Annotated in this window: 10 protein-coding genes; 5 read left to right on the top strand and 5 right to left on the bottom strand. The window is 42.2% G+C overall.

Going from position 1 to position 9,425, the window contains the following annotated elements:
• The first annotated feature begins 445 nt into the window (after positions 1–445).
• On the top strand, positions 446–1,096 hold the full coding sequence (locus NE535_RS01605; protein WP_261296935.1) for a class I SAM-dependent methyltransferase: 651 nt from the start codon (positions 446–448) through the stop codon (positions 1,094–1,096).
• 270 nt (positions 1,097–1,366) lie between these two features.
• On the opposite strand, the gene NE535_RS01600 is transcribed toward NE535_RS01605, so the two are convergent.
• From NE535_RS01600 to bioA, 3 genes are all read right to left on the bottom strand, one after another.
• A complete protein-coding gene (locus tag NE535_RS01600) occupies positions 1,367–2,131 on the bottom strand; it encodes a substrate-binding periplasmic protein (RefSeq protein ID WP_261296934.1) in 765 nt (254 codons plus the stop codon).
• Positions 2,132–2,310: 179 nt separating this feature from the next.
• Positions 2,311–2,559 (bottom strand): hypothetical protein, encoded by a 249-nt coding sequence (locus tag NE535_RS01595; protein WP_261296933.1) that lies wholly within the window; start codon positions 2,557–2,559, stop codon positions 2,311–2,313.
• A gap of 82 nt (positions 2,560–2,641) precedes the next feature.
• The gene (gene bioA / locus NE535_RS01590) at positions 2,642–4,003 is read right to left on the bottom strand and encodes an adenosylmethionine--8-amino-7-oxononanoate transaminase (RefSeq protein WP_261296953.1); all 1,362 of its coding nucleotides are present in this window, start codon (positions 4,001–4,003) and stop codon (positions 2,642–2,644) included.
• Positions 4,004–4,158: 155 nt separating this feature from the next.
• Between bioA and bioB the strand changes: the two genes are divergently transcribed.
• The 4 genes from bioB to bioD all read left to right on the top strand — a co-directional run bounded on the left by bioB (position 4,159) and on the right by bioD (position 7,984).
• Positions 4,159–5,211, top strand: a complete 1,053-nt coding sequence (gene bioB, locus NE535_RS01585; RefSeq protein WP_261296932.1) for a biotin synthase BioB — start codon at positions 4,159–4,161, stop codon at positions 5,209–5,211.
• Between the two features lie 109 nt (positions 5,212–5,320).
• Positions 5,321–6,472, top strand: coding sequence for an aminotransferase class I/II-fold pyridoxal phosphate-dependent enzyme (locus NE535_RS01580; protein WP_261296931.1), 1,152 nt, complete (start codon positions 5,321–5,323; stop codon positions 6,470–6,472).
• Positions 6,473–7,237 (top strand): methyltransferase domain-containing protein, encoded by a 765-nt coding sequence (locus tag NE535_RS01575; protein WP_261296930.1) that lies wholly within the window; start codon positions 6,473–6,475, stop codon positions 7,235–7,237.
• A gap of 51 nt (positions 7,238–7,288) precedes the next feature.
• A complete protein-coding gene (gene bioD / locus NE535_RS01570; RefSeq protein WP_261296952.1) occupies positions 7,289–7,984 on the top strand; it encodes a dethiobiotin synthase in 696 nt (231 codons plus the stop codon).
• Between the two features lie 307 nt (positions 7,985–8,291).
• Here the strand turns inward: bioD and xthA are convergent, their stop codons facing one another.
• Together xthA and NE535_RS01560 are read right to left on the bottom strand one after the other, a co-directional pair.
• A complete protein-coding gene (gene xthA / locus NE535_RS01565; RefSeq protein ID WP_261296929.1) occupies positions 8,292–9,101 on the bottom strand; it encodes an exodeoxyribonuclease III in 810 nt (269 codons plus the stop codon).
• Positions 9,101–9,400: a YciI family protein gene (locus tag NE535_RS01560; protein WP_261296928.1), complete on the bottom strand. Its 300-nt coding sequence runs from the start codon at positions 9,398–9,400 to the stop codon at positions 9,101–9,103. The genes xthA and NE535_RS01560 overlap by 1 nt, the downstream gene beginning before the upstream one ends.
• Between the last annotated feature and the right edge of the window lie 25 nt (positions 9,401–9,425).

The raw sequence follows: 9,425 nt of genomic DNA, 5'->3' as shown, positions 1-9,425 counted from the left end.
TGGTTGTGCGCCTAACCGTGCTTAAAAGTTAACTTTTCTCCAAATAGCGTTTCCAACATATACTTGAGCCTTGCGCCAGCCAATAGGCGAGCCCTGTTTGTTACGGTATAGGTATTTGTCTGCTTTGGCAGTCAAATACCTTTAGCATCCAAGAGGGTCAATTAACAAATTCATCTATTTTGTCTGTCGGTTAGCTGTCAAATCATCGTGCTTTTAGAAATAACAGCATGCAAACACATATTGAGGATCGCTTAGGGCGATTGACTTTAAAATAAAAAATGCTGTTTGACGCTTTTCATACCTTTGCCATTTCAGCGGCACGATTAAATAAGCCAATATTTGGTTAAATACATTGCCTTTAAGCCTGTTTAGTATACCGTTAACGTCCCTTCGTTTTGTCATTTATCAAAGATACCTGGCTGAGCGCCAATTATTAGGCAGCCAAATGACAAATCTACGCTTACGCTACCAAACCGTTGAGTTTGGTAAAACCGATATTCACCTTTGCACACTTCGTGATAATCAAGAATTTGATGACCCTCAAGGTATTGCCGAAAAGCTAGGGATCTCATCTGCCACTTGGCCTATATTTGGCATTGTTTGGCCGTCAAGTTTAGTGTTGGCGCATTATATTTCTGATTATGATACGGGCACAAAACGCATACTTGAAATTGGCTGTGGTATGGCATTAACCAGTTTGATGCTAAATAAAAAACATGCAGATATCACAGCAACGGATTACCACCCAGAAGTGGGTAAATTTTTATTACGTAACACTACGCTGAATAATGATAACCCAATTACTTATGAACAAACTGACTGGGCTAATCGCGACGACAGTTTAGGTTTGTTTGATTTAATTATTGGCAGCGATTTACTTTATGAAGATGAGCACGTTGAATTATTAGCCAACTTTATCAATGATCACGCCAAACCCCATAGCGAAATGATTTTAGTCGACCCAGGGAGAGGCAATAAAAATAAACTTACCAATAAAATGATTGAGTTTGGCTTTACGTCGGTTCACTTAAAGCCTATTCATACTGAATATCTGATTAATCCCTTTAAAGGCCATATTCTCAAGTTTGTGCGTTAGGAATGTAGTGGGGTCAGGATAAACTTTTATAAAAAGTAAATTGAAACATTGGCTTTTCTAAAACGTTTCTGTCCAACTCCTTTTTAACGTTTACTGCTCTGACTCTACTCTTTATTGATTCATCATTTGAATTTTTCGTTAAGTTTAGGGCTAAAGTCGTTGCGAGCCCAGTAGCACCTAGCCATCAACTTTTTGAACAAAGAGTGTCGGCTAATAGCGCCCAATAAACGCTTTATTGAGTTAGGAGAAGTATGAATGTTGGCTGTAATTCTATGGTTGTTCTGCGGTATATTCGCTGACTAATTGTTGTAATCGCTGAATATTTTTAGGTTCGGCCAACTCTTTATTAAGTAATGCGACAATATCGTGACACCAGCTTAGATTTGGGTTGAACGCCACATAAAAAGGCGAGTCGCTTAAGGTTCCTGCAAAGCGTATATTAGCCGTGTTGTTGGTATAACTTTGAATAACTAACTCATCTTCAATAATGACTGCGACACGTTTATATTCAAGCATTTTGACCAGTCTTTGCTGTGCATTTCCACCTGTTAGAGTATGGATCTTAGGTTTATTCGCTTCATTATGAATAAACTCATCAATTGGCGATCCATAACCGTAGCCTAAAATAATACACAAAGGGGAAGGCATAGAATCAAGTGAACGTTGATCTTGATACCGCCAGTTATTATCCATAGCAGTATAGAAGTTCACCTTGTAGTTCATAATTGGAGTCGTGGTAAACAGTAACTTGGGGGCTTCTTCATAGACGGCGGTCAGTAAACCGTGAATATCATTATTATCACTTGCCATTTTGATTGCCCGAGACCAAGGGTAGGCTTCAATGCGCAAGTTTATGCCATTTTGGGCCAGAATCTCGGTCATATATTCATAAACAATGCCGGGTTTTTCAGGCGAAACTCCGGAAGTATATGGGGGCCAAGTTGTTGTGGCTAAAGTGATTTCTGATGGTATTTTCGCCCAAAGCAATGTTGGGAAAGCAAGTAAAAACACAGCGGCGATTGTAATCGTTTTCATTTGCTTTTTCGGATAATCATGTCGTGAACAGTATTTTATATATAGTTGTTCTAATGTAAAAGCACAAGTTAGCAAACATCGCTTAGTTTTATATCCATCTAATTTTAATGCATTTAATTTTAGTGCATTTAAATTTAGTGAAGTTAGGCTAAATGTTACTATGCGCGATATTATGATCATCATGTAGGCGTGTGTTCACATTTAGCTGACGAGTAGTTATAACTGCCACCGTTATCAAGACAGCGGTCAACTTGCCAAAATTCAGTTTGGCGAAACACAATTTGTAGAATCACACTCACAACAAAAAACACACATGTTTTATAGAAAAGAGGGTGGCGCTTTTTGACTAAACTCCATATCAAAATCATTAACGCCATTAAAGAGACGATAGGCAATAACAGCAATAAAGAGCTTTGTATAATAAGCATTTTAAAATAACCTTAGAATTTAGTGTTTATTAACATGATTCAGCTGAATAAGATTGGTTCGGGCTGAAATTAAAATGCTTATTCAGCCATGGCTAATAAACGCTGAATTTGATTGTGTTTGCGGCGCTGAGATGCTGGCTGCAACAACTTTCATCGCCTTGGTGAGTTGACTCAGCTCATCGGTGCTAATGATGTAAGGCGGCATAATATAAATTAAATTACTGAAAGGTCTAATCCAAACGCCTTGCGCGATAAAAGCTTGTTGTAATTTAGCGGTATTGACAGTGTGATGCATTTCAATCACCCCAACACCGCCTAATACTCGGACATCTTTTACCTGTTCATATTCAATAGCGTCGGCAAGTTCTGCTTTCATTTGCATTTCAATTTTGGCGATTTGAGCTGGCCATTGCTGTTGATTGATTAACTTTAAACTGGCATTTGCCGCTGCGCAGGCGAGGGGATTGGCCATAAACGTTGGGCCGTGCATAAACACGCCTGCTGGCGAGTCACTGATGCCTTTAGCAACTTCATCGCTGCACATAGTGGCGGCAAGGCTGATGTATCCACCTGTTAAGGCTTTGCCTAGGCACAGTAAATCGGGCTGAATATTGGCATGCTCATAGGCAAATAACTTTCCGGTTCGGCCAAAGCCTGTGGCTATTTCATCTAAAATAAGTAAGACATCATAGTCATCACACAATTGACGCAGTTTGCTTAAATATGCTGGTGAATAAAAGCGCATACCGCCAGCACCTTGCATCATGGGTTCGATAATCACTGCGGCGACATCTTGATGATGGCTTGCAAAAGCCTGGGTTAGGGCATCTGAATCAGCTTTAGCGAGTGTGTTGTTAGCATTGTCTGCACTTGGCTGTAATGCACTAAACCCAAATGACGTTAGCGGGGCTGGAATAAATACTTGCTTGGTGACGTTATCGCCAAACATAGTATGCATGCCGCCATCGGGATCGCATACGCTCATGGCGGCAAAGGTATCGCCATGATATCCGCGTTTCACCGTCATGATTTTTTGTTTTGTGGGTTGATTACGGCCTTGCCAGTATTGCAGTGCCATTTTGATAGCCACTTCGACGGCAATTGAGCCTGAATCGGCTAAAAACACTTTCGTGAGTGTAGGGCAAGTCATATCAACTAGTGCTTTACTGAGATCAATGGCGGGTTTGTGGGTAATACCGCCAAACATCACATGGCTGAGTTGATGCAGTTGTTGTTGCATAGCCGCGACAATATCTGGATGACCGTAGCCATGAACACATGCCCACCATGAACTGGTGCCATCAATCATTTTTCGGCCATCATCAAGTGTTAACTCACACCCTTTTCCTGATACCACTCCCTGTGCAGCAATGGGATGAGTCATTGATGTGTAGGGATGCCAAATATGCTGACGATCAAAATCGTAGTCAATTGCGGGATCCATTTCTGAAGAACAGCCCGGTGAAGAAACGGCAGCTTGTGAAGAATTTAGATTGCTCATAAAATGACCATTAGTAAAGTTTGTGGTGTGCACTGCGTTGACAGTTTACGGGCTACAGGTATCCTAGCCAACATAAAATCAAAATAAAGGAATGATCCATGTCGTTAGCTGAAGTTCGCCATGATTGGCAAAAAGCAGAAATTGAAGCGCTATTTGCACTGCCAATGAATGATTTACTGTTTAAAGCCCATAGTATTCATCGTGAAAGCTTTGATCCTAACGAAGTGCAGATCAGCCGTTTATTGTCGATTAAGACCGGTGCTTGCCCCGAAGATTGTAAATATTGTCCTCAAAGTGCCCGTTATGACACTGGCCTTGAAAAAGAACGTTTATTAGAAATCGAAAAAGTGATCACTGAGGCTAAAAGCGCCAAAGCGGCAGGAGCTTCGCGTTTTTGTATGGGTGCCGCATGGCGTAATCCCCGTGACCGTGATATGCCTTACTTAACCCAAATGGTTAAAGACGTGAGAGCGTTGGGCATGGAAACTTGCATGACGTTAGGCATGTTATCTAAAGAACAATCTGATCAATTAGCCGAAGCTGGCTTAGATTACTACAACCACAATTTAGACACATCACCTGAGTATTATGGTGATGTTATTACCACGCGAACCTATCAAAATCGCATTGATACCTTAACAAATGTGCGGGCATCTGGCATGAAGGTCTGTTCAGGTGGGATTGTGGGAATGGGTGAGCAGGCGTCTGATCGCGCAGGTCTATTACAGCAGTTAGCTAATTTAGCCCAACACCCTGACTCAGTGCCAATTAATATGTTGGTTAAAGTAGCAGGCACACCTTTTGAAAAAATTGATGATTTAGATCCATTAGAGTTTGTCCGCACCATTGCTGTTGCACGTATTATCATGCCGAAATCTCGAGTCCGTTTATCTGCAGGCCGTGAAAACATGAGCGATGAACTACAGTCGATGTGTTTCTTTGCTGGTGCAAATTCAATTTTTTATGGCTGTAAATTGTTAACAACGCCGAACCCTGAAGAAAACGATGATATGAGTTTATTCAAGCGTTTAGGATTACATCCTGAGCAAGGTCCTGTCGCCAATATTGATCAAGACAGTGAAATAGTGGCCAAAGCCAGCGCCCAAAAAGACAAGGCGACTAAACAGTTTTATGATGCTGCAGCGCTGTAAACGTTGAGCCGAATAGAGCAGGTATGGCGGGTAATCGCATGGCTGTTATGTTGCGATGGCATTCAGTTGCCATTGCATTGAGTTAAAATTATCATAAATTGGCATCACAATGGCGCATCCGCTTACTGATAAAATCACCCAACAATTAGCCCAGCAGCAGGCCACTGGCTTATTGCGTCAGCGAAAATTGTTAGGCTTTGGTACAGATACCAATGTTATTAATGTGGATTTTAGCCACAATGATTATCTTGGCTTAGCTTCATCAGTTGAATTAGCCCAAGCACTTTATCAAGGCGCATTAACCTATGGGGTTGGCAGTAAAGCATCGCCTCTGGTCAGTGGTTATGGCGCAGCGCATCAGCTGCTGGAACAAAAATTATGTGACATCACCGGCCATCAAGCCTGCATGTTGTTTTGTTCGGGTTTTAGTGCCAACAGTGCACTGATGAAAACCTTATTTACCAGTACTGATGTGGTGATAGCCGATAAACTAGTGCATGCCTCAATTATTGATGGCATTGTTGATAGCGGCGCTAAATTGGTTCGTTACCTTCATAATGATATAGACAGTGCAGCCCACCTTTTAGCCAAACACCCAAACAATGTACTGATCACCGAAAGTGTGTTCAGTATGGATGGCGATAGCGCGCCTATCAAAGCATTAAGTGCGCTTTGTCAGCAACATAACAGCTGGTTGATTGTTGATGATGCCCATGGTTTTGGCGTGGTTGACTTACATGGTTGTGCCGCTATTACCGCCAAACAAGCTGATATTCAAGTGGTGACTTTTGGCAAAGCCTTAGGCTGCCAAGGTGCAGCAATTTTGGCTAGTCAGGATATCATTGATTTTTTAGTGGCGAATGCTCGTCACTATATCTATTCGACCGCTTTGTCCCCAGCGAATGCGTATCTGGCATTTTCTGCAATTGAATTTATCGAGAAATCCCCCCATTTACCGTCTCAGCTTAATGGTAATATCGCCTTGTTCAGACGCTTATCAACCGAAGCGGGCATTAAGTTGACGGCCTCGCAGACGGCGATTCAGCCGATTATTATTGGGGATAATTCCTTGACTATGGCGGTGGCTGAATCACTGGCTCTAAAAGGCTTTAAGGTTGGCGCGATACGATCACCCACAGTGCCTGCTGGTCGCGCAAGACTGCGTATTACGCTAAATGCTCAACATACTCCAGCTCAGATAAACCAACTTGTTGCCCAGCTTGCTTTGTTGTTAACAGACCTGTCCATTGAGAATCAATAGATGTTAGATAAATCGGTTGCCGATACCTTTTCCCATGCGGCCAGTTTTTATAAACAACATGATGTGCTACAGCGGATCACAGCCAAAGCATTACAGGATAATGCCACATTAACTGGCCATCTGGCCGATATTGGTTGCGGTCCCGGCACTTGTTTTAAGCATTTTTCAGAGGTATCGAACGTCACCGCAATCGACATTGCAGCGGGCATGTTAGAACAGGTGAAGTTGAATTACCCTCAGTACGCAATCCTTAATTGTGACGCGCAATCCCTTATGCTCAGAGGCAATAGTGTCGACAGTGTTTACTCAAATCTTGCGCTGCAATGGTGTGAAGATTTCCCAAAAGCCGTGAATGAAATTGAGCGAGTGTTAGTTGATAACGGTTTTTGCCATCTCGCCATCGTGGCCGATGGCAGTTTACCTGAGCTACAAACATTAGGATTTAGAACCAACCAATTTGCCAGCATGCCCAGCTTGTTAAGTGCTTTTGGTGTTAAAGATGCATCGATACCTTCGTGCAACAGCAGTTGGAGGGTTTTGCAGGCAAAAGTTGAAAAAGTGACTGTGTATTTTGATGATTTACGCAGTTTATTGTATTCAATTAAAGGCGTTGGTGCATCTGCGGGGCAGGTCGGCAATCAATCACGGGCGATATTATCAAAATCTGCTTGGCAAGAGCGTGTGTTATTAGCACAAGGACTTGCCAGCGAAAAGGGCATTCCTTTGACTTACCATATTGCTTATATCCACGCGCAAAAGCGTTAACGTTCAATAATGATGGGTGTTTTACATCTTCTTTAAAGTAGGTAAAAGATGATTTACTTTGTGACGGGTACTGATACCGATAGCGGTAAAACGTTAATTTCTTCAGCGTTACTGTATTTAGCTCAAGGCAATAAGTGTGGCTTTAAACCCATTGCATCGGGCTGTGAGTTAACGCCAGATGGATTGAGAAATGCCGATGCGCAAGCTTTGATGGCACAGTCGAACATGGGTTTAAGCTATCAACAGGTTAACCCTATTGCATTTGAACCTGCCATAGCACCGCATATCGCCGCTCAGCATACTGCAAGGGTATTAGATGCTAAAGAGGTTGTGGCACACCTGTTGTCTACGCCTATGCTAACGGCTGATTTTGCGTTAATTGAAGGCGCAGGAGGCTGGCGATTACCTTTAGGCCATAATCAATATTTGTCGGACAGTGTTAAGCAGCTTGATGCTTATGTACAACACAATCATGCTGAACGAATCGGTGTTATTTTAGTGGTAGGCATGAAGCTAGGGTGTTTGAATCATGCGTTATTGACGTTACAAGCCATTGAAGCCGATGGCTTACACCTTGTGGGTTGGGTCGCTAATCAGGTGGATGCCAACATGAGTGAAATAGCCGCCAATTTGGCAAGTTTACAGCAAATGATGACCGCGCCTTATTTAGGTTATGTGCCTTATTTATCTCAGCCTAGCGCAGAGCGCGCCGCGACTTATTTGGCCCTTGATGCCATTAGCCTGTAGGCAAATACCAGTGGTAACTACATATTCTTAGCTTGAAAGAACAAATGCATATCAACCAGCCCTTTGCACCGCTAACGGTGTTGAGTTTACTTGCAATCTAGCTATTGATACGCAAATTTGCTTTGTTATCTGGGCAAAGTTCAAGTTTGAACTTAACTGATGGAATATTTTAATTTTAAATATTTTTATTCATCTCTTAATCTGAGTTGAGGTCAAATATAAAAAAGGCTTAATCAGATTTGATTAAGCCTTTAAACATCGCCAGAGCAAAGATTCTTGTCTGTTTTGTTGCTGAGTATTATCAGCTTTAAGCTTTAAACGTGCTCCAAATTGGCGCATGATCTGACGGTTTTTCAATGCCGCGTAACGCATAATCGACATCAGACTCGACCACATTGGCCGCTAAAGATGTCGTTGCTAAAATTACATCAATGCGTAGACCGCGATTGTCATCAAAGCCCTTGCTACGGTAATCAAACCACGAATATCGTTCTGTACGCGTAGGATGTAATTGACGGAAACTGTCAACAAACCCCCAATCTAGCAAGGTTTTTAGCCATTCACGCTCTTCAGGTTGAAAGCTACACTTACCCGTTTTTAACCAACGCTTGGCATTGGGCTCACCAATTCCTATGTCTACATCTAGTGGCGAGATATTAATGTCACCAATAACAGCGATATCTTCATCAGGCGTATGATGGTTATTTAAATGGGTCATTAAATCTTGATAAAACTTACGCTTAGCAGGATATTTTGTTTCATGATGAATACTTTCGCCCTGGGGGAAGTAGCCATTTATTACGGTCAATACCCGGCCATTGTCTTGCATAAATTGACCAATGATTAATCGGCGCTGCGCGTCTTCAGCATCACTATCAAAGCCTTTTAATACCTTTAACGGTTCGGCTTTAGACAACATAGCTACGCCATAATGGGCCTTACCACCATGGTAGTGAACCTTGTATCCCATCGCTTCAACATCAGCTACTGGAAACGCTTCATCATGTACTTTGGTTTCTTGTAAACCAATGATGTCAGGCTGGTGACTGTCAATTAATGCTTGTAATTGATGCAGGCGAGCACGCAGGCCATTGATATTAAATGAGACTATCTTCATTACGGTAGTACACGCTTAAAAGGTTTTACGATAACGCTTTTATATACGCCAGCAGCAATATATGGGTCGACATCGGCCCATGCCTGTGCTTCTTCTAATGAGGGGAAATCTGCAACCACTAATGAACCGGTAAATCCAGCTTCTCCTGGATTTTCGTTATCAATTGCAGGATGTGGTCCGGCAGTTAATAAACGGCCTTCATCGGCTAAAGTCTGCAATCGAGCAAGGTGATCTGCGCGCACTGATAAGCGTTTTTCTAAACTGTTTTCAACATCTTGAGAAGAAATCATATACCACATAGTCAAGGCTCCATTTGTTTTATAA

Origin of the sequence: Shewanella holmiensis (assembly GCF_025370255.1) — a bacterium.
GTDB lineage: Bacteria > Pseudomonadota > Gammaproteobacteria > Enterobacterales > Shewanellaceae > Shewanella > Shewanella holmiensis.
Note: the sequence above shows the minus strand (reverse complement) of the source record. Positions and strands in the feature narration are given on the sequence as shown.

Coding starts and splice junctions, on each gene's coding strand:
- NE535_RS01605 (WP_261296935.1), top strand. CDS start 446: ATGACAAATCTACGCTTACGCTACCAAACCGTTGAGTTTGGTAAAACC.
- NE535_RS01600 (WP_261296934.1), bottom strand. CDS start 2,131: ATGAAAACGATTACAATCGCCGCTGTGTTTTTACTTGCTTTCCCAACA.
- NE535_RS01595 (WP_261296933.1), bottom strand. CDS start 2,559: ATGCTTATTATACAAAGCTCTTTATTGCTGTTATTGCCTATCGTCTCT.
- bioA (WP_261296953.1), bottom strand. CDS start 4,003: ATGGATCCCGCAATTGACTACGATTTTGATCGTCAGCATATTTGGCAT.
- bioB (WP_261296932.1), top strand. CDS start 4,159: ATGTCGTTAGCTGAAGTTCGCCATGATTGGCAAAAAGCAGAAATTGAA.
- NE535_RS01580 (WP_261296931.1), top strand. CDS start 5,321: ATGGCGCATCCGCTTACTGATAAAATCACCCAACAATTAGCCCAGCAG.
- NE535_RS01575 (WP_261296930.1), top strand. CDS start 6,473: ATGTTAGATAAATCGGTTGCCGATACCTTTTCCCATGCGGCCAGTTTT.
- xthA (WP_261296929.1), bottom strand. CDS start 9,101: ATGAAGATAGTCTCATTTAATATCAATGGCCTGCGTGCTCGCCTGCAT.
- NE535_RS01560 (WP_261296928.1), bottom strand. CDS start 9,400: ATGTGGTATATGATTTCTTCTCAAGATGTTGAAAACAGTTTAGAAAAA.